Consider the following 19,213-nt stretch of genomic DNA (forward strand, 5'->3'; position numbering starts at 1 on the left):
CTTTCCTGTGAGGTCGCGCCGCGAGGCGAGCCCGTGCCGTCAGGTTTGCTCAGCCGTGTCCGCGAGCTCCGCCAGCAGGCGGTCGTGCCAGGTCACCTCCGTCTCGAGCCGCATCAGGGTGTAGTCGAAGGCGACGGCCTCCAACCTGGTCAGGTACGGCTTGGCCTCGACCCGTAGGTTGCGCCAGAAGTCGAGCTGCGCGGCGTACGAGTCGCGCCTCTGCCGGACAGCCGTGCGCAGCTCATCGGAGCCGATCTCGCCGCCGTGCAGGAGCACCAGCTGGATCGGATCCGGCCGGAGCCTCGTGTCGGCGAGGACGGACCTGATCAGCGAGACCAGATCGGCCCGGCCCTTGTCGGTGATTCCGTACACCGTCCGGGCGGGGAGGTTGCCTTCCTGCTCCGTGCGGACCACCTCGACGACGCCCTCGTCAGCCATCCGGCGCAGCGCGCCGTACAGCGATCCGGGCTTGATGTCCGCCCATAGTTCCACCCGGTCGAGTTGCGCTGCGGCCCGGATCCTGTGCCCGTGCATGGGACCGCCGTCGGCCAGAGCACCGAGAATGAAGAGGCGAGTTGCTCGCATATGAGTACTCAAACACGACTACCCATGGAGCACAAGAGCGAGTACTCAAACAGGAGTACTCCTGATCTCGGGCACACCCACTCGCGGCCAAGGCCCTGGTGGCACGTGAATATTCACGACCACTTCGCGGGGGGCGACGTGGCGTGACCGGCGACCCGGCCGGGTGCTTTATCTGTCGGCCGAGCGGTCAATCGGCCGGACGAGCGTCGGCGGCGCTTATTTCGCCCTCGGGTTGATCAGGGCGTTCGGCGCTGGACGGGCAGAGCGGGAACGCTTTTCTCGATGGATTCAGAACAATTGTCCGGAGTCGATTCGAGGAATTCCTCGAACATCCCGGGAGTCGCTTCGCGGACGAGCGCGAGCCCGTCGGCGAGGGCCACGTCACGGATCTTGTAGCCGCCCCGGCCGGCGGCGACCATCGCGACCAGGGTGGCCACGCCGGCCCGGCGCTGGGACGCCGACTGGTTGACGCTCCAGGCGATGATTCCCGACCGGTCGAGCAGGACGGTCCGCCGGGCGTAGGTGCCGTAGCGGGTGACCAGATACCGGCCGAGCAGGCCGGAGCCGAGGCTGCGGTAGGCGTCGACCGCCGCGGCCAGCGCCAGCGGCACCAGCACGAGGCTCGAAATCCAGGCGATGTGGAGCAGCACCTCGGTCAGGAGCACACCGAGGATCACCAGGGGCGCCTCGAACAGGGCGACCGCCGCCAGACCCCAGGTGACCCGGCGGCGCAGCGCCGCCCGGGGCGCCCGGGCCAGCTCGAGGCCGGCCAGAAATCCCGGCTTCTCACCGAGCACGGCGGCGGCCACCCGGTCCGCCTCCAGCCGTGACGCCGGCGGCAGCAGCGCGCTCTTGGTCGACGTCGACCGGTCGTCGGATTTGCCCAGTCCGGTGGCGATCGCGTTGAGCTGGGCGCCCCGGGCCAGGCGCAACGGCAGCGGCTCGGCGATCTGGACGCCGCGCAGCCGCCGGCGCTCCAGCCAGACCGACCGGGTGCTGAACAGGCCGCGGCGCAGCTGGAGCGCGCCGTCGCCGACCGCTTCCAGCCGGTAGTCCCACCACGTCTCGACAAACGTCACCAGAGAGGTGAGCGCGCCCAGCAGCACGACGGCCAGGACCGGCACGATGATCGCGGCCCAGAGCGGCAGGCCGGTCAGCCCGGACCAGGCCGCGCGGAGAAACCCGACCTCCGCCGGGTTGATCTTCAGTGAGTCGAGCAACCGGGCGAAACCGCCGACGACGAACCCGACCCCGGCTATGCCCCAGAGGGTCAGCGGCGCATACCGCAGCCAGCGCCAGCGCAGGACGGCCAGCGCGGTGTCCGGCGCCGTTCCGTCCGGTGCCAGCCGCCGCCGCAACCGCTCGGCGTAGTCCCGGGACACGCCGTCGAGGGTCAGCTGCCTTCTGTCGGCCGCCACGTGCTCACCGGTGCTGATCCGGACCACGCGCAGCCCCAGGGCCCGGTGGAACGGGTTCGCGGTGACGTCGACGCTGCGAATCCGGTCGCGGGGCACCGTGCGGTACTGCCGGAAGAGCGCGCCGGTGCGCAACTCCACCTGGTCGCCGGTGATCCGGAACCGGGTGGTCAGCAACCGGAGGCCGAACGCCACCGCGATGATCAGGAAGGTCAGGCCGATGGAGCCCAGCGTGATCACCGCGGCCAGGTCGAGGTCGCCGCCGGTGATCGACAGGGTCAGCAGGGTCGAGCAGAGCGGCGGGACCAGCCAGGTGAGGCTGATCGCCAGCATCCGCGGGTCCAGACGCTGCCAGCCCTCTGCGGTCACTGGCCGTCTCCGGGCATGGCCTGGGCACGGGCGGACAGGGACTCGGCCAGATCGTCCGCGACCTGGCGGTCCAGGCCCTGGATCCGGACCGGGCCGGCCGCCGACGCGGTGGTCACCACCAGCCCCGCCAGCCTGAACATCCGCTGGATCGGCCCGCTGGTGGTGTCGACGGTCTGGATCCGGGCCATCGGCGCGATCCGTGCTCGCTGCCAGAACCAGCCGGACACCGCGTAGACCGCGTCGTCGGTCGTCTCCCAGCGGTGGACGCGGTACCGCCAGATCGGCATCGCCAGCACGTACGCCAGCCCGATCGCGGTGACGATCCCGAGGCTGAGCCCGAGCCACGTGCGGGCCGGCGGGATCAACGCGGTCAGCAACGCCAGCACCGCGATCGGGGGCAGCGCGACGACGAAGGCCTGCACGCTCCACCAGCCCAGGGCGCGGCGTTCGAGCCGATGACGGGGACGCCGAAGTTTCAGTGGTTCGTTGCCGGACACCTCGCCATTGTAAGTACCGGCGCATTCACGGAATACACCCATCCGGAAGGACTGGGGTATCCGAGTCGTCTAGGGGTTGTCGGCCGCGACGGGCGCCGATAGCAATTTCTCCGTCACGTCATAACACCCGCTCGAATTGCGGGACGAACAACCGATGAATGCTCCGGAAACAGCGGGGGCATAGCAATTTATCCGTCATATCACAACGCCTGCTCGAATTGCGGGACGAACAACCGATGAATACTTTGGAAACAGCGGATGCGCTCGCGGCGGACCTGTCCGCACCGCCGATCACCATGTTCGGCCCCGACTTCCCCTTCGACTACGACCGGTGGGTGCGCCACGCCGACGGCCTGGGCTCGGTCCCCGCTGAGCGGCTCGGCACGACGGTCGCGGTGGTCGGCGGCGGGATCTCCGGGTTGGTCGCCGCGTACGAGCTGATGCGCGTGGGCCTGCGCCCGGTGGTGTTCGAGGCCGAGCAGCTCGGCGGCCGGATGCGGACCGCGAGTTTCCCCGGGCATCCCGGTACGGTCGCCGAGCTGGGCGCGATGCGCTTCCCGCCGTCGGCCACCACGCTGTTCCACTACGTCGACCTGGTGGGGCTGGAGACCCGGCCGTTCGCGAACCCGCTGGCCCCGGCGACCCCGCACACCGTCGTCGACGTCAACGGCGCCCGGCACTTCGCCCGGGTGACCGAGGATCTGCCGACGGTGTACCAGGAGGTCTACGACGCCTGGACCAAGGTGCTGGAGGAGGGCGCCGACTTCACCACGATGGACGCCGCGATCCGCCGCCGGGACACGGCCACGATCAAGGCGTTCTGGAACCGGCTGGTACCGCTCCTGGACGACCAGTCCTTCTACGGCTTCCTCGCGTCCTCGCCCGCCTTCGCCTCGTTCCGGCACCGGGAGATCTTCGGCCAGGTCGGCTTCGGCTCCGGCGGCTGGGACACGGACTTCCCCAACTCGATGCTGGAGATCCTCCGGGTCGTCTACACCGGAGCCGACGACCGGCACAGGGCGTTGGCCGGCGGGGCCCAGCAACTCCCCCTGCAGCTCTGGGAGCACGCGCCGGACCGGATGGCGCACTGGCCGGCCGGCACCTCGCTGGCGTCCCTGCACCCCGGCGGCTGGCGGCCGGCGGTCACCCGGATCTCCCGGGCCCACGGGCGGATCCGGGTGGAGACCGCCGACGGGACCGACGAGTTCGCCGCGGCGGTGCTCACACCGCAGGTGCGGTTGCTGCTCTCCCGGATCGACACGGCCGAGGACCTGTTCCCCGTCGACGTCTGGACCGCGGTCGAACGCACCCACTACATGGGCGGCTCGAAGCTGTTCGCGCTGGTCGACCGGCCCTTCTGGCGGGACCTCGACAAGCGGACCGGGCGTCCGGTGATGGGCATGACGCTCACCGACCGGGCGCCGCGGGGGGTCTACCTGTTCGACGACGGCCCCGACGCGCCGGGCGTGATGTGCCTGTCGTACACCTGGAACGACGACTCGCTGAAGGCCGCAGCGCTGCCGGCCGCCGAACGGCTGGACGTCATGCTCCGCCACCTGCGCCGGATCTATCCGGACGTGGACGTCCGCCGCCGGATCATCGCCCCGCCGATCGCCGTGACGTGGGAGACCGAGCCGCACTTCATGGGCGCGTTCAAGGGCAACCTGCCCGGCCAGTACCGCTACCAGCGGCGCCTGTTCACGCATTTCATGCAGGACGCGCTCCCCGAACACCAGCGTGGGGTCTTCCTCGCCGGCGACGACGTGTCGTGGACCGGCGGGTTCGCCGAGGGCGCGGTGACCACCGCGCTCAACGCCGTCTGGGGCGTTCTGCACCACCTCGGCGGCCGGACGCCCGCCGCCAACCCCGGCCCTGGCGACGCCTTCCCCTCCATCGCGCCGATCGAACTGCCCTACTGAGCGCTCGGCCGCCGTCCAGCCGACCGGCCGGGACTCCGCGGTGCCGACGCCTCCGCCACTGCGCCTGATCGAGCACCGGCCGGCCCGATCGGCGGTCGCCGAGCGCGGCGAACCGTCGAAGGCAGGCGAACCGTTGGAGACAGGGGCAGGCTGAAGAGGTCCGGCGCCGTGGTCAGCTGAGGATTCCGGCCTGCATCGCCGCCATGACGGCGGCGGTGCGGTCGGACACGTCCAGTTTGGCGAAGATCCGTACGACGTAGGTCTTCACGGTGGCCTCGGTGATGAACAGGGTGCGTCCGATGTCGGCGTTGGTCAGCCCCTGGGCGACCAGCTGCAGCACCTCGACCTCACGGCGGGACAACGTCTCCGGGCGGGGTTGACGCACCCGGTCGAGGAGCTTGGCCGCGATCGATGGGGACAGGACGGTCTCGCCGCGCGCGGCGGCTCGGACGGCCTGGGCGAGGTCGGCCGGCGAGGTGTCCTTCAGCAGGTAGCCGACGGCGCCCGCCTCGACCGCGCGGAGGATGTCGCCGTCGGTCTCGTAGGTCGTCAGGATCACCACGCGGATTCCCGGCAGCTCGGCGCGGATCGCCGCCGTGGCGCTGACCCCGTCGCCGTCCGGCAGCCGCAGGTCCATCAGGATGACGTCGGGCGTCAGGTCGCGGGCGGCGGTCAGCGCGGCGGAGCCGGACGCCGCCTCGCCGACGATGGTGAGCTCGGGGGCGTCGTAGAGCATGGCGCGGATGCCGGCCCGGATCACCGGGTGGTCGTCGACCAGCAGCACGGTGATCGTCACGCGGGCACCCGGATCCGTATGGAGGTGCCCTCGCCGGGCGTCGAGTCGACCTGCAGCACCCCGCCGGCCTGGCTCAGCCGCCTCCGCATCAGTGGAAGGCCGTGCCCCGGCGGGGTGGCGTCGGTGGCGAACCCGCGGCCGTCGTCGCGCACCTCCAGCCATACGCAGTCGGCGTCGACGGAGAGGACGACCTCGACCCGGCTGGCGTCGGCGTGCTTGCGGACGTTGCTCAGCGCCTCCTGCGCGAGCCGGAGCAGGTCGACGTTGAGCGCGGTGTCGGCGGGGTCGGGAGCGCCGTCCACCCGCAGGGAGGCGTTGACGCCGTGCACGTCCCGGAGCCGGTCGACCTCCCGGCGGAGCGCGTCGGCCAGGGAGGCGGAGGTGGCCTCGGGCAGGGGGCGCGTGGTGATCAGCGCCCGGGCGTCGGCCAGGTTGTCGCGGGTGGTGGTCTCGGCCAGCTCCAGGTAGCGGCGGGCCCGCTCGGTGTCGGTCGCCAGCGCCGAGCCGGTGGCCTGCAGCAGCATGATCGTGCTGGACAGGCCCTGGGCGAGCGTGTCGTGGATGGCGTCGGCGAACTGCTCGCGCTCGGCGGCGCGCCCCGCCTCGTAGGACAGCCGGCCCAGCTCGGCCCGGGTGGCCTCCAGCTCCCGGATCAGCGAGGCCCGCCCGGTGCTCTGCCGGATGATCTGGCTCACCCAGACGCCCAGCACGATCGAGAGCGCCGCCCCCGTCACCCCCGCGACGCCCAGCAGCGAGCCGGAGCCCAGGAACGTCTCGCCGGCCGCCGCCACCCCGAGCCACACCAGGTTCAGGACCAGCACGATCAGGCCGCCGGCGACCGGGCCGACGGTCATGAACGCCGGCGCGCACAGCGCGAACAGCATGAACGCGCTGCTGGTCACCAGCCCGACGGCGGCGGCGAACACCAGCACCACCCCCAGCTGGTACAGCAGTGCCCGCCGGGTGCCCCGGTCGAAGCGGATCAGCCGCCGGCCGAGCAGCAGGTGGGCGGCGACCAGCAGCACCAGCAGCCCGGCGGCGCCGGCCCGCCGCACGGGGTCGACCCCGCCGGTGAGCAGGACGCCACCCAGGCCCGCGGCGCTGACCAGGACGAAGTACGCGTCCCAGACCGGCTGCCAGCGCAGCCACTCGTCCGGCGTGCGGCTCAACCGTCCTTCCGTCCCTGCCAGCGGAACGTCGTCAGGCACAGGATCAGACCTCCAAGGCACCAGGCCGCCAGGACCAGCGCGATGCGGCCGTGTTCCCAGACGCCGGCCGGTTCCATCGCGGCCACCGCGTCGGGGAGGAACACCGAGCGGAAGCCCTGCGCCATCCATTTCAGCGGGAAAACGGCGCCGATCTGCTGCAGCACCTGCGGCAGCGTGGTGATCGGCACGATGAAGATACCCGAGACGAACTGCAGGATGAGGAACGGCAGGTTGACAATGGGTGCCGCGGCACGCACCGATCGCGGAACGCTGCTCATCGCCGTGCCTAGCAGCGAGCACCCGGTCACTCCCAGCAGGAAGACCCACGCGAAGGTCACCCAGCGCCCGACATCGGTGGGCAGCGGCAGGTCGTAGAAGATCGTGGCGATGGCCAGGACGATCGCCACCTCGACCACCGCGGTCACCAGGACCAGGATGATCTTCCCGACGAAGTAGGCGATCGGAGGCATCGGCACGCCGCGCAGCCGCTTGAGCGTGCCGTCCTCCCGGTCGCTGGTGATGCTGGTGGCGAGGTTGACGAAGCAGGTCGAGCCGATTCCGGCGGCGATCATGCCGGCGGCCAGCAGCTGGCTGGACGGGATGCCGGTGGCGGCCATCTGCTTGTCGAAGATCGCGCCGAGCAGGATCAGCAGCACGACCGGCAGCGCGAAGGTGAAGATCACGGCGGTGCGCTCGCGGAAGAACTGGCGCAGCTCGACCCCGCCGCGGGACAGGCACAACCGCCAGACCGACGGCTCCCGGACGGTGCGCGGGGTCGATGTCGGGTTTTCGGGGGTCCCGGGGGTATCGGTGGTCAGGGCGGTCATCGCGGGCTTCCGATCAGGTCGAGGTAGATGTCTTCCAGGGATGGCCGGGTGATGGCCAGTCCGGGGATCTGGCCGTCGAACCGGGCGGCCAGCTTGAGCGTGGCCCCGGTGGGGTCGTCGGTCCGCAACTGCTGGGGCTCACCGTTCTCGATCCAGCTCACCGTGGCCTCGGCCGACGCGCGGCCGCCCAGGTTGGCCGGGGTGTCGACGGCGAGGATCCGTCCGGCGGAGATCACGCCGACCCGGTGCGCCAGCGCCTCGGCCTCGTCCAGGTAGTGGGTGGTCAGCAGGATCGTGGTGGCGTCCTGCTCGGACAGCTGGCGGATCAGCGCCCAGAACTGGCGGCGCGCCTCCGGGTCGAACCCGGTCGTCGGCTCGTCCAGGAACAGCAGCCGGGGTCGCCCGACCACGCCGATCGCGACGTCGACCCGCCGGCGCTGGCCGCCGGAGAGCGTCCGTACCTTCTTGTCGGCCTTCTCGGTCAGGCCGACCAGTTCGAGCACCTCGTCGACCGGACGGGGGTCGGGGTAGTACCCGGCGAAGTGCCGCACGGTCTCCACGACGGTCATGTCGGCCATGTCCGAGGCGTTCTGCAGCACCAGGCCGATGCCGTACCGCCAGCGCCGGGGCGCCCGCTGCGGGTCCTCGCCGAGCACCCGGACATCGCCGGAGTCGCGCTTGCGGAACCCTTCGAGGATCTCGACGGTCGTCGTCTTGCCGGCTCCGTTGGGACCCAGCAGCGCGAAGATCTCGCCGTCGGCGATGGTCAGGTCGACACCGTCGACGGCGGGAGCCCCGTGGTAGCTCTTGTGTAGGCCGTGTACTTGCACCGCGTCTGTCACGCTTCCATCCTTGGCCGCCGGGCCGATGGACCGCGACGGCCGGCGGACGGACAGCTGTCCATCGATCGGTGGACACCGCGCCGCCGGGGTGCGCTAGGGGTTGGGCCCGGTGAGCGCCGTACATAGCCTTCGGCGGTGGAAGACCCAACGCTGTTCGCGATCAGCGACCTGCACATCGCCTACGCGGAGAACCGTGAGATCGTCGAAGGAATCCGGCCCGCGCACGACGGCGACTGGCTGATCGTCGCCGGTGACGTCGGAGAGATCTTCGCCGACGTGGAATGGGCCCTGGGCCTGCTCGCCGGCCGGTTCGCCAAGGTGATCTGGGCGCCGGGCAACCACGAGCTGTGGACGCCCCGGGAGGACCCGATCCAGCTCCGCGGCGAGGCCCGATACCGCGGCCTGGTGGAGGTCTGCCGGAAACTCGGCGTCGTCACCCCGGAGGACGAGTATCCGGTGTGGACCGGGCGGGGCGGCCCGGTCGCGGTCGCGCCGCTGTTCGTGCTCTACGACTACTCGTTCCGGATGCCGGGCATGGCCACCAAGGAGGCGTCGCTGGCGCACGCCTACGAGGTGGGCGTGGTGTGCACCGACGAGATCCTGCTCCACCCCGACCCGTACCCCAGCCGGGAGGCGTGGTGTCGGGCCCGGCTGGCGGAGACCGAGCGGCGGCTGGCGGAGGTCGACCCCGAACTGCGGACCGTGCTGGTCAACCACTTCCCGCTGGTCCGCGAGCCCACCCGGATCCTGCACTACCCGGAGTTCGCCCAGTGGTGCGGCACCGACCAGACCGCCGACTGGCACCTGCGGTACCGGGCCGCGGTCGCCGTCTACGGGCACCTGCACATCCCCCGGACCACCTGGTACGACGGCGTCCGCTTCGAGGAGGTGTCGGTCGGCTACCCGCGCGAGTGGCGTCGGCGGAGCACCCGGCCGGGAACACTCCGCCGGGTGCTCGGCTGAGCCGATGGCGGATGCGCTCGCTCCCACCGGGCGCTCGGCTGAACCGGCGGCCGGTGCGCTCACCCGCCGCCGGTGCTCACGCGATGTTGCTGATCCGCGGCCCGAGCTTGACCAGGAGGTCGACCCGCCGGGTCACGTTGAGCTTGCGGTAGACCTTGGTCAGGTGCTGCTCGACGGTGCTCACCGTGACGAACAGCTTGTTGGCGATCTGCCGGTTGGTGCTGCCCTGGGCGGCCAGCGCGGCGACCCGCCGCTCGGCGTCGCTGAGCGAGCTGAGAGCCTCCGCGTCGGGCTCGTCGGCCGCCTCCAGCACCGCGTCGTCGACGTCGGGGAGCAGTCGCTGGCGCAGCGCGTCGGCCTGGCAGTCGCCGGCCAGGTCGTAGGCCCGCCGGACGGTCATCCGGGCGCGGTGGAAGTCGCCGAGCGAGCGCTGCGCCTGGCTGAGGTCGGCCAGCGCGTGGGCCAGCTCCAGGCGGTCCCCGCAGGCGCGGAGCATCTCGGCGGCCTCACGCAGCAGCGTCGGGCGCTGCGAGAGCGGGGCGACCGCGGCCAGCACGCGCAGCGCGGCCGCCTTGGTCCGGCTCGGCTCCTGGCCCAGCTGCGTGAGCTGGATCTCGGCCAGCGCGCGGGCCTGCTCCGGCTGGTTGAGCGCCAGGTAGGCGTGGGCGGCGTGGATGCGCCAGGGCACGAGAGCGGGCAGGTCGAGGTTCCAGCGGGCCATCAGGTCCCCGCAGGTGGTGAAGTCGTCCAGGGCGGCCTCCGCCCGGCCGGTCGCCAGGTAGTAGCCACCGCGCGCCCGCAGGTAGTACAGGCCCCAGACCGTCTGGAACATCGCGTCCGGCACCGGCTGGTCGAGCTGCCGGCCGGCCTCGGCCAGCTGGCCGCGCGCGGTGTGCGCCAGCAGCACGGTGCCCAGCGGGACGCCGATCGCGGTCGACCAGCTCTCGCGGGACATCATGCCGAGCGCGACCTCGGCGTAGCGCTGCGCGTCGGCCAGCTGGCCGGAGCGGAGCGCGATGTCGGCGCGGACCGCCATCAGCATGCCCCGCCAGGACGGCGCGCCGCGCTCGCCGGCCTGGGCCAGCAGGCGGTCGGCCCAGAGGGTCGCGGTCTCGAGATGGTCGGAGTAGATGAGGATGATCAGCGCCGTGGCCAGCGAGGCCATCGCGTCGCCGCGGAGCGGGGAGCGCGGCAGGGCCTGCTCGGCCGTGACCACCGCCGCGCTGTTCGGGCCCTTGGCCAGTACGGTCTCCAGGGCGTGCGCCAACGCGTCCCGGGTGCTGACCACGCCCTCGGCGCCGCGCCGGGACGCCCGGGGTTCCATCGGCTCGTCGTCGAGCAGGCCGGGGTGGGTGAACCGGGCCCACACCATGAGAAACCGGATCTCGGCGCTCTGTTCCGCGTCGACCTCCAGCGCCGCGAGTTTGTCGAGCATCTCGACCGCCTCGGCCGTACGCCCCAGCCAGAGGAGGCAGTGCGCGGTGGCCACGCGCGCGGCCACGCTCAGCTGGCCGGCCCGGGCGGCGGCCGCGAGCTGCCCCAGCCGGTGCCCGGCGGCGGCCGGATCGGTGCGCCACTCCGCCTGGAGCAACGCGACCTTGAGCCCGGCCCGTTCCATGTCGTCCGTCGCGCCGTCGTGCGCCAGCCGCAGCAGGGCGACGGCCAGCTCGGTGTCTCCGGTGCCGAGCAGTTCCTCGGCGGCGACGCTGAGCACCGGGCCGGCCCAGTCCGGTGTCCGCCCGGCCGCCAGCAGGTGCCGGGCGACCGTGAGCGGTGCCGACCCCTCCTCGTAGAGGAGCCGGGCCGCCCGCAGGTGCAGGTCGGTCAGGGCCGCGGGCGGCAGCTGTTCGAGCATCGCCTGGCGGGTTCCCGGGTGCGGGAGCCAGCCGTCGCTGACCAGGCCGGCGCTCTCCAGGCCGGCCAGCGCCCGGCGGGCGGCTGCGGTGTCGACCTCGGCCAGGCGGGCGAGCGTGAGCGGGCCGGCCGGCGGGCGCCTGTCGAACAGCGCGGTGGCGGCCAGGACCCGCCGGGTCACCGGGCCGCAACTCTCCACATACCGGCGGATCGCGGCGGTGTAGGCGGGACCGGGCAGGACCTGCCCGTCCCGGTCCAGGTTGGGCCCGCCGGAGTTGCGAAGGTCCGCGATCAGCGTCCGGGTCAGCAGCGGATTGCCCCCGGACGCCCGCGTACAGGCGTCCACCAGCGCGTCGGTCGGCTGGTCGCCCAGGGCTTCGGCGAGCAACTCGCCGACCCCGCGCCGCGACAGCGGCGGCAGCGTGAGGTGGTTGCCGGATGCCAGCTCCATCAGCTCGGCGTACAGCTGCGGATCGGTCGGCTCCACCAGGTCGCCGCCGCTGACCACCACCAGGATCCGCGCGCTGCGGATGCGCCGGATCAGGTAGATCAGGGAGTGCAGGGAGAGCGCGTCGACGTGGTGCAGGTCGTCGACCGCCAGGAGCACCGGCGTCTGCTCGCCGGCGGTCAGCAACGCGGCGGCCGCGATGGGCACCACCCGGATCAACTCGGCCTGGTTGGCGCAGTCGGCGTGGTCGATTTTGACCGGAAAGTCGCGGCAGAACTGGTTGACCAGGCTGAGTGGCAGTTCCCGCTCGGTCCGGGCGCCCGTAGCCCACAGGACGTGGAACCCCGCGGCGGCGGCGCGCTCGGTGAACACGCGCAGCAGTGTGGTCTTCCCGCTGGCCAATGAGCCGCTGACCGCCAGAAGCCTGCCGTTGCCGGCCTGGCACTCCGCGAGCGCGGTCATGAAACCGGCGAGCTGCTCCTGCCGTTCGACAACCACCAACTGCTCCTGCCGTTCGACAACCACCATGCGTGGTTCCTCCCCGAGGTCACGCCCGTTATCCGGGGCCTGCTAATGCCGTGCCGCCTTTCACCGCACCGAAAAAGGGTTGTGCGGCATTCGGTCGGCTCGACGTGGTGCTCGATACATTTCGCCGCCGTCGCAGGAGGAAATGCTTTTGGATTCCTTGGGCGGCGGCGACAGTATGTCAGTCGAAAATTGATCGGAAGTTGACGCGAGCAAGTCAGCTGCGTGAACAGCGATCATGACCTGGCCTCGGCGTGGGCGCGCCGGTTTCGATGGGCAGGTCGCGCTGCGGACCGGTGGCTGCGGCACCGGCTGGACAGGCCTTCCGGCTCTCCCAGACTCGGCGGCCCGGGCTCGGCAAGGGTCGGATGACCACGCCTCACGGGAGCCGTCCCGGCGGGAGCGGTCCGGCCCCCCCAGGTGTTCACGGAATTGACACGATCGCATCCGGGGCGTGAATAGGGGTGCTTCAGGGGTGGACCTTTTCCCCCGCCTTTAGGTTTCAGAAGATAGGGGATCCGCTGGGGTTGGCCCATTAAACGCTGTTCAGTAACGTGCCGCTGGCGTTGAGTAGTTGCCGGATAACGCGTTTACAGTCGCGTTTATAGTAAGGAAGTGGCGTGACGGAAAACGGGGCCGAAGAGGTTTGGCGAATTCCGATCGACCGCTCGCAGGCCCCGGCGCGCGAGCCCGGTCCGATCGACCTGCGGCGCAACTTCCTGCAGGCGGCCTACAGCGGCATCCCCACGTTCATGGGAGTGCCCGTCTGCCTCAACCAGGAGGACCTGCGCGCCGGCGCCGTCGACGTCGCGGTGTTCGGTGTGCCGCTGGACTCCTCATCCGGCCACCGGGGCGCCGCCTACGGCCCGCGCGCCCTCCGCTCCGACGAGCGCTACCTGTTCAACACCCCCGAACTGCTGGTCAACGCCAGCACCCGGATAAGCCCGTTCAACCTGCTCAAGGTGGTCGACTACGGGGACGCGGCGGTCGACATCTTCAGCGTCGAGAAGTCGCTGCCGTCCATCGCCGCGACCGTCCGCGAGGTCGCGGAGGTCGGGGCCGTGCCGGTGATCCTGGGCGGCGACCACTCGCTCATGATCGCCAGCGTCGGCGCGCTGGCCGACATGTACGGACCGGACAAGGTAGGCGTCGTCCACTTCGACGCCCACCCCGACTGCCACGAGCACATCTTCGGCCACCGGATCACCCACGGCACCCCGATCTGGCGGCTGATCGAGGAGAAGAAGATCCCGGGCAAGAACTTCATTCAGGTGGGACTGCGCACGCCGACCGGTCCGGACGACTCGCTGTTCAACTGGATGCGCCGCGCCGGCCTGCGGACCCACTTCATGGTGGAGATCGAGCGGCTGGGCTTCAACGCGGTGCTCGACAAGGTCATCGAGGAGGCCCTCGACGGACCCGAGTTCATCTACCTGTCGCTCGACATCGACGTTCTCGACCCCGCGTACGCCCCCGGCACCGGCACGCCGGAGCCGGGCGGACTGACCCCGCGCGAGCTGTTCCCGGCGTTCCGGCGGCTGTGCGCGGAGACCAACGTCATCGGGATGGACGTCGTGGAGGTCGCGCCGCACCTGGACCCGGGCTACTCGACCACGATGAACGCCCGCCGGGCCATCTTCGAGGGCCTGACCGGCCTGGCGATGAGGAAGGCCGGCATGGTCAGCACCGACTACGTCAACCCGATCGCCTCCGGCCAGCTGAAGTTCCCGCTGACCTGACTCCGTTCGCACCTCCACCCGCGGAAGGACGGCATCCGCCGATGACCGCCACTGTGTTCGCACCCGACTCCGCCCAGCCCCTGGCCGAACTGGAGCGGTCGGCCGCCGGCGTCGCCGGGGTCCTGGCCGACCTCGGGGTCCGCCCGGGCACCCGCGTGCTGTTCAAGGCGGACAACTCGATCGCCTGGGTCACGGTGCTGCTCGGCCTGGCCCACGCCGGAGCGTCGATCGTGTTCGTCGACCACCAGGACAAGGCCGAGGAGACCACGCGCATCCATCGGCTGACCCGGGCCGCGCTGTCGATCGTGGACGACGACGCGCTGCCGCCGGCCGAGGGTGAGACGGTCTCCGTCCACCAGCTGCTGGCCGCCGCCGCGTCCCGCCCCTCGCCCGTGCTGGACGGCCCGCTGGACCTGGACGTCTGGCGCGGGCTTCCGGACGGGCTGATCATGTGGTCCTCCGGGTCGACCGGCGTCCCGAAGGGCGTCGTGAAGACCGGCGCTCGGTTCCTGAAGAACCTGGAGCGCAACGCCGACCAGATCGGCCACCGCCCGGACGACGTCCTGCTGCCGCTGCTGCCGTTCTCCCACCAGTACGGGCTGTCCATGGTGTTCATAGCCTGGCTGGTGCGGTGTTCCCTGGTCGTCGCCCCGTACCGCCGGGTCGACCGGGCGCTGCGCATGGCCGGCGAGACCGGCGCCACCGTGCTCGACGCGACCCCGGCCACCTACCGCAGCATCTGGAACATCGTCACCCGGCGCCCCGACCCGATGGCCGACCTGCGCGGCGTGCGGCTGTTCTGCAGCGGCGCCGCCCCGCTGGACCCCACCCTGGTCGACCGGTACGTCGAGCTGTGCGGCAAGCCCCTGCTGGACAGTTACGGCAGCACGGAGCTGGGCAACGTCGCCTTCGCGACCGCTGACAACCCGGTGGCCACCGGCCGGCCGGTCGAGGGAATGGGCGTGCGGATCGCCGACGACGCGGGCGTGGTGCTCGGCCCGAACGAGATCGGCGAGATCGAGGTCGACTCGCCGGACCTCATGGAGGGCTACCTCGATCCGACCGGGGCCCTGGCCCCGGTCGCCCGGGGCTGGCGGCGCACCGGCGACTTCGGCCGGCTGGACGAGTACGGCAACCTGTTCATCCTCGGCCGCAAGCTGGCCGTGCACCGGATGGGCTACACGCTCTACCCCGAGCAGATCGAGGTCCGGATCGCCGAGGCCGGCTGCTCGGCGAAGGTGATCGCGGTCCCGGACGACCGGCGCGGCAGCTCGCTGGTGTTCTTCGTCGAGGACGAGACCGGCGCGGACTCCGCGTACTGGCGGGAGCGGATCTGCGCGGTGCTGCCGGCTTACGAGCAGCCCAACCAGGTCATCGTCCTGGACCGGCTGCCGCTCAACCGCAACGGCAAGCCCGACCGGAAGGCGCTGGAGCGGCTGGCGGCCGGGCCGGTCGTCGAGAAGCCCGCCGAGGTGTCCGTATGACCGCCGCGATCGTCTTCCCGGCGCTCTCGCCGGTCCGCCGCAAGGACCTCGGCACGTTCCTGATGATCCACCCGTTCGCGCGCCGGCTGCTCGCCGAGGCCGACGACGCGCTGGGCTACCACCTCGCCGACGCGCTGGCCGACGCTCCGCCCGACGACGACTACGCCGAACCGGTCCAGGTCGCGGTGTTCGTCGCGTGCCTGGCGCTGGCGGAGTGGGCCGAAGAGCGGCTCGGCGCCGCCCCGGAGTACTGCGTCGGCCCGAGCTTCGGGGAGCGAGCCGCGCTGGCCTACACCGGTGCGCTGCCCTTCGCCGACACGGTCCGGCTGGTGGACGAGATCGCCCGGGTCGAGCGGCGCTACTTCGCCACCGAGCATCGCGACATCGTCACCCACTCGTTCGTCCGGGTGCCCGCGGAGCGGCTGGACGCGCTGCTGGCCGACCTGGAGTGGCACGAGATCTCCGGCCGGTTGGACGCCGACTTCCACATGGTGTCGCTGCGCGAGGCGGAACTGGCCGGCTTCAAGGCGGCGATCAGCGCGGTCGGCGGGTATTCGATGTACACCATGCGTCCGCCCGCACATGCGTCCCTGTTCACCGGGGTTCGCGCAGAGATGGAGCAGGTGTGCGCGCGGTACACCCTGTCGGCGCCGCGGATGCCGATCGTCTCCTACCAGGACGGCGCGGTGCTGACCGACCCGCAGGCGCTGCGGACCAGCCTGCTCGACGGGTTCGTCCGCCCGATCCGCTGGGTCGAGGCCGTCCGGTCGCTGCGCGAGCTGGGCGTCGACCGGCTCTGGGTCGCCGGCCCGGACGCGATGTTCTCCCGGCTGCGCACCACGGCCGACAACTTCGACGTCGAACTCTGCGACCTCCGACGGGCCCTGGTACGCCCTCGCCGGTCCAGCACGGTTTCCGGATGATCTAGCGTCCAGCAGCCGTCGCAAGGTTCCCGGACCGGCGACGCCCCGGCTCCCGCGCCTGGACGGGGCCCCACGGACGCGGGAGGTCGTTTCTCACGCGGCGACGGCCCGGCCCGGTCGACCGCCCCACGCGCCGCCGGGCCCCTGACCCGGCCGAGGTGAGGGTCCTGCCGCCCTACCGGCACGGCGATCCGTCCGTCCAGGTCAGGCTTCGCGCATTCCGCGCAGCACAAGATCGAGGCCACCGCGGAACTCCTCGTCCGCGCCGATGAGACGAGCGTGACCCGCGGTCTCGGCCATGTGGGGAAACTCCGCGTGCGACAGTTCGGTGATGGCGACCGTACCCGCACCCGACAGGGGGCCCAGATGCTCCAGCTGGATCGCCCCGATCACGTAGCTCAGCAGGCCACGCAGTGCGATGACCCTGTCGGGGCCCTCGACACCCGCCTCGGCGAAGATGCCGAGCACCGCCTCCGACCAGCGCAGCACGCCCGCGGAGCGATGCCGGTGAGTCATCGTCAACGGCACGACGTTCGGGTGCGCGCCCACGCGGTCACGCATCCTCCCGACCAGCACCGCGATCCGTTCACGCCATGACGTCCCGGATGGCGGTGAGACGTCGACGCCGCCGAGCACCAACTCGACCACGAGGCCTTCCAGCTCCTGGCGATCGCTGACATAACGGTAGAGCGCCATCGTGCTCACGCCGAGTTCCTGGGCGACCACACGCATCGAGAGCGCCGCGAGCCCGTCGCGGTCGATGACGGCGAGGGCGGCGGCGGAGATCTGATCCTGGGTGAGCGAACGTGGGCGCGGCATGAGGGTTGTAAGTGTACGGCATACACCTATAATCGTAGGCGTATGCTGTACACCTACAGAGGGAGTTCCATGCGCCTCCAGACCGGCTCCGCCGTCTCCGCCCGCGAACTGTCTTCCGTCAACGGCCCCGCCATCCCTCTCCCGGATCACGAACACCTCATCCACCTGCAGTTCCGGCGCTTCGCCGGCTGCCCGGTCTGCAATCTGCACCTGCGCTCCATCGTTACCCGGCACGCCGAGATCGAGGCGGCGGGCATCCGTGAGGTGGTGGTGTTCCACTCCCCCGCAGAGGAACTGGCCGAGCACGCCGCCGGCCTGCCGTTCGCCCTCATCGCCGATCCGGGCAAGAAGCTATACGCGGAGTTCGGCGTGGAGTCGGCTCCTCGCGCGCTGCTCACCCCGCGGGTATGGGGAACAATCGTCCGGGCCGTCGCCCGCAGCCTCTGGGCGATCGCCCGCGGGCGGGAACACGGGCCGGCCTCCCGAGTGCACGGTGGGCGGCTCGGACTTCCCGCCGACTTCCTGATCGCTCCTGACGGCCGGGTGATCGCGTGCAGGTACGGCGAGCACGCCTACGACCAGTGGCCGGTCGACGAACTGCTGGCGCTGGCTGCTCGCGCACGCCGGGCGGATACGGCCCGATGACGCCCGACCGCACAGCGGACGCCGAGCGCGCCGGTGTCCGGCCTCGTCCACGGCCGTTGTCACCCGGTTGATCGCTCAGGGGACATCCCTGTGATCGGGATCGCCCCCGGCGTTCCCTCACCGATTCGGATTTCCGAACCTCTTTTGTCGGCGACGGCTGCGATCATGCTGCTCACGTGATCAAAGGAGCGACGATGACAGAGCGTCCCGAAGGGTTCCGCTGGCTCTCCGACAGCGACCCCCTGGGTGAGATCTACTGCGTGTCCTTCGTCCGAGGGCTCTCGCCGGAGGAAGTCCTCCGCCGGTTCGGCGTGGACGAGGGCACTCTGGAGGAGGTGGCGTTCAACGAGCTGGAAGAGCGCTCGGTGGAGAGCCTGAGGGATGACGCGGCCGGTTACATCGGCGCCGCGAAGATCGATGACTGGACCGTGGTCATCGAACCGGGGGGATGGCAGATCGCCGGCGACTCCGAGATCGGCGGCCGGGTTTCGCGGGGAACCGAGGTCGTGTCGGTGTGCTGCCACGAGTACGCCTCGGACACCTTCGCCTACCTCGTCGACGGCGAGCCGGTCGTCTGGTTCGACCCGATGCTCCCGGACGCGCGGTCGGGCAGCGACCCGGACCGCTTCGTCAAGGAGATGCGCGAGGCCGGGCTGGACCCCGAACACGACATCGACGTCGACGACTCGGACATCGACTTCCCGATGGAGCGTTCGTTCGCCCTGGCGAGCAGGATCACCGGTCTCCCCTTCTCCCCGGAGACGCTGAAGCTGCAGTTCCTCGGCGCAGAAACCCTTGAGGGCTGATCCCGGGCAGGTCCACGCGGAGATCGGGCCGTCGGCGAGCCGCTGACCCACTCATCGAGCTCATCGAGTGGAGAGTCAGCGGCTCGCGCGCCTGGGGGCACTGTGCAGGGCTTGAGCGTTGCCGGAACCACGCGGGCGCGCCGGGTGAGGGCCTCAGGGCTGCGCGAAACCGCGAGGAGGCACCCGCCCGTCCCGCCCCTTTGACGGCCACGTCGCGCGGCATCGAAATCGTCAGCCCTCACGCGCGTCGATCGGCGCGGCGAGCAGTCGTTCCAGCTCGTGGCCGGCCTCGTCGGACCCGGCGTCCCACAGCCGCTGCAGCTCACGCAGGTCACCCGCCGTGACCGCGCGTCGCGTGAGCAGGTGCCCGGCCCACACGCAGCCCTCGTCCAGCAGGTCGCTCAGCTCTTCGAGGTCACCACGGGCATCGGCCAGGTCGGCCAGGCGGCTCAGGGCCGTCTCATTGCCCTCGTCGGCCAACGCGCGGAGGGTGTCCCGGTCAAGATTCATGTTCGCCATGGCTCCATGCTGCAACCCTGCCCCTGGGGC

At 71.2% G+C, this 19,213-nt stretch carries 17 protein-coding genes; 7 read left to right on the plus strand and 10 right to left on the minus strand.

Annotated elements, in window-relative coordinates:
* Nucleotides 1–39: 39 nt before the first annotated feature.
* The 3 genes from DKM19_RS34115 to DKM19_RS34125 form a co-directional block, all read right to left on the minus strand.
* On the minus strand, nt 40–585 hold the full coding sequence (locus DKM19_RS34115) for a PadR family transcriptional regulator (RefSeq protein ID WP_110701454.1): 546 nt from the start codon (nt 583–585) through the stop codon (nt 40–42).
* A 236-nt stretch (nt 586–821) separates the two neighbouring features.
* Complete coding sequence (locus DKM19_RS34120) at nt 822–2,369, minus strand: PH domain-containing protein (protein WP_110701456.1); 1,548 nt, start codon at nt 2,367–2,369, stop codon at nt 822–824.
* Nucleotides 2,366–2,866 (minus strand): PH domain-containing protein, encoded by a 501-nt coding sequence (locus tag DKM19_RS34125; protein ID WP_239513730.1) that lies wholly within the window; start codon nt 2,864–2,866, stop codon nt 2,366–2,368. The genes DKM19_RS34120 and DKM19_RS34125 overlap by 4 nt, the downstream gene beginning before the upstream one ends.
* A gap of 236 nt (nt 2,867–3,102) precedes the next feature.
* On the opposite strand from DKM19_RS34125, the gene DKM19_RS34130 reads away from it, so the two are divergent.
* The gene (locus tag DKM19_RS34130) at nt 3,103–4,785 is read left to right on the plus strand and encodes an NAD(P)/FAD-dependent oxidoreductase (RefSeq protein ID WP_204358361.1); all 1,683 of its coding nucleotides are present in this window, start codon (nt 3,103–3,105) and stop codon (nt 4,783–4,785) included.
* Between the two features lie 172 nt (nt 4,786–4,957).
* Here DKM19_RS34130 and DKM19_RS34135 read toward each other — a convergent pair whose 3' ends face one another.
* From DKM19_RS34135 to DKM19_RS34150, 4 genes are read right to left on the minus strand one after another with little or no spacing between them, the layout of a single operon-like run.
* The gene (locus DKM19_RS34135; RefSeq protein ID WP_369986583.1) at nt 4,958–5,581 is read right to left on the minus strand and encodes a response regulator; all 624 of its coding nucleotides are present in this window, start codon (nt 5,579–5,581) and stop codon (nt 4,958–4,960) included.
* Entirely contained in the window at nt 5,578–6,750 is a 1,173-nt protein-coding gene (locus DKM19_RS34140; protein WP_204358362.1) for a sensor histidine kinase, read from the minus strand. The genes DKM19_RS34135 and DKM19_RS34140 overlap by 4 nt, the downstream gene beginning before the upstream one ends.
* The gene (locus DKM19_RS34145; RefSeq protein WP_110701462.1) at nt 6,747–7,616 is read right to left on the minus strand and encodes an ABC transporter permease; all 870 of its coding nucleotides are present in this window, start codon (nt 7,614–7,616) and stop codon (nt 6,747–6,749) included. The genes DKM19_RS34140 and DKM19_RS34145 overlap by 4 nt, the downstream gene beginning before the upstream one ends.
* Complete coding sequence (locus DKM19_RS34150; protein WP_110701464.1) at nt 7,613–8,458, minus strand: ABC transporter ATP-binding protein; 846 nt, start codon at nt 8,456–8,458, stop codon at nt 7,613–7,615. The genes DKM19_RS34145 and DKM19_RS34150 overlap by 4 nt, the downstream gene beginning before the upstream one ends.
* A gap of 135 nt (nt 8,459–8,593) precedes the next feature.
* Between DKM19_RS34150 and DKM19_RS34155 the strand changes: the two genes are divergently transcribed.
* Nucleotides 8,594–9,421 carry a metallophosphoesterase gene (locus DKM19_RS34155; RefSeq protein WP_110701466.1) on the plus strand — a complete coding sequence of 276 codons (828 nt, stop codon included), beginning with the start codon at nt 8,594–8,596 and terminating at the stop codon, nt 9,419–9,421.
* Nucleotides 9,422–9,497: 76 nt separating this feature from the next.
* Here the strand turns inward: DKM19_RS34155 and DKM19_RS34160 are convergent, their stop codons facing one another.
* Complete coding sequence (locus DKM19_RS34160) at nt 9,498–12,251, minus strand: LuxR family transcriptional regulator (protein ID WP_110701468.1); 2,754 nt, start codon at nt 12,249–12,251, stop codon at nt 9,498–9,500.
* A 617-nt stretch (nt 12,252–12,868) separates the two neighbouring features.
* Between DKM19_RS34160 and DKM19_RS34165 the strand changes: the two genes are divergently transcribed.
* From DKM19_RS34165 to DKM19_RS34175, 3 genes are read left to right on the plus strand one after another with little or no spacing between them, the layout of a single operon-like run.
* Entirely contained in the window at nt 12,869–13,987 is a 1,119-nt protein-coding gene (locus DKM19_RS34165) for an agmatinase family protein (RefSeq protein ID WP_110701469.1), read from the plus strand.
* 41 nt (nt 13,988–14,028) lie between these two features.
* The gene (locus DKM19_RS34170) at nt 14,029–15,471 is read left to right on the plus strand and encodes a class I adenylate-forming enzyme family protein (RefSeq protein WP_110701471.1); all 1,443 of its coding nucleotides are present in this window, start codon (nt 14,029–14,031) and stop codon (nt 15,469–15,471) included.
* Nucleotides 15,468–16,394: an ACP S-malonyltransferase gene (locus tag DKM19_RS34175; protein ID WP_110701473.1), complete on the plus strand. Its 927-nt coding sequence runs from the start codon at nt 15,468–15,470 to the stop codon at nt 16,392–16,394. The genes DKM19_RS34170 and DKM19_RS34175 overlap by 4 nt, the downstream gene beginning before the upstream one ends.
* Nucleotides 16,395–16,598: 204 nt before the next feature.
* Here DKM19_RS34175 and DKM19_RS34180 read toward each other — a convergent pair whose 3' ends face one another.
* Entirely contained in the window at nt 16,599–17,213 is a 615-nt protein-coding gene (locus tag DKM19_RS34180; RefSeq protein ID WP_110701475.1) for a TetR/AcrR family transcriptional regulator, read from the minus strand.
* Between the two features lie 69 nt (nt 17,214–17,282).
* Here DKM19_RS34180 and DKM19_RS34185 point away from each other — a divergent pair, with 69 nt between their 5' ends.
* Both DKM19_RS34185 and DKM19_RS34190 read left to right on the plus strand, forming a co-directional pair.
* Nucleotides 17,283–17,858: a peroxiredoxin-like family protein gene (locus DKM19_RS34185; RefSeq protein WP_110701477.1), complete on the plus strand. Its 576-nt coding sequence runs from the start codon at nt 17,283–17,285 to the stop codon at nt 17,856–17,858.
* A 194-nt stretch (nt 17,859–18,052) separates the two neighbouring features.
* The gene (locus DKM19_RS34190) at nt 18,053–18,664 is read left to right on the plus strand and encodes a DUF6461 domain-containing protein (protein WP_110701479.1); all 612 of its coding nucleotides are present in this window, start codon (nt 18,053–18,055) and stop codon (nt 18,662–18,664) included.
* Nucleotides 18,665–18,895: 231 nt separating this feature from the next.
* On the opposite strand, the gene DKM19_RS34195 is transcribed toward DKM19_RS34190, so the two are convergent.
* Entirely contained in the window at nt 18,896–19,174 is a 279-nt protein-coding gene (locus DKM19_RS34195) for a hypothetical protein (protein ID WP_110706190.1), read from the minus strand.
* Between the last annotated feature and the right edge of the window lie 39 nt (nt 19,175–19,213).

The organism is Streptosporangium sp. 'caverna', assembly GCF_003203775.1.
In the GTDB taxonomy this organism is placed as follows: domain Bacteria; phylum Actinomycetota; class Actinomycetes; order Streptosporangiales; family Streptosporangiaceae; genus Streptosporangium; species Streptosporangium subroseum.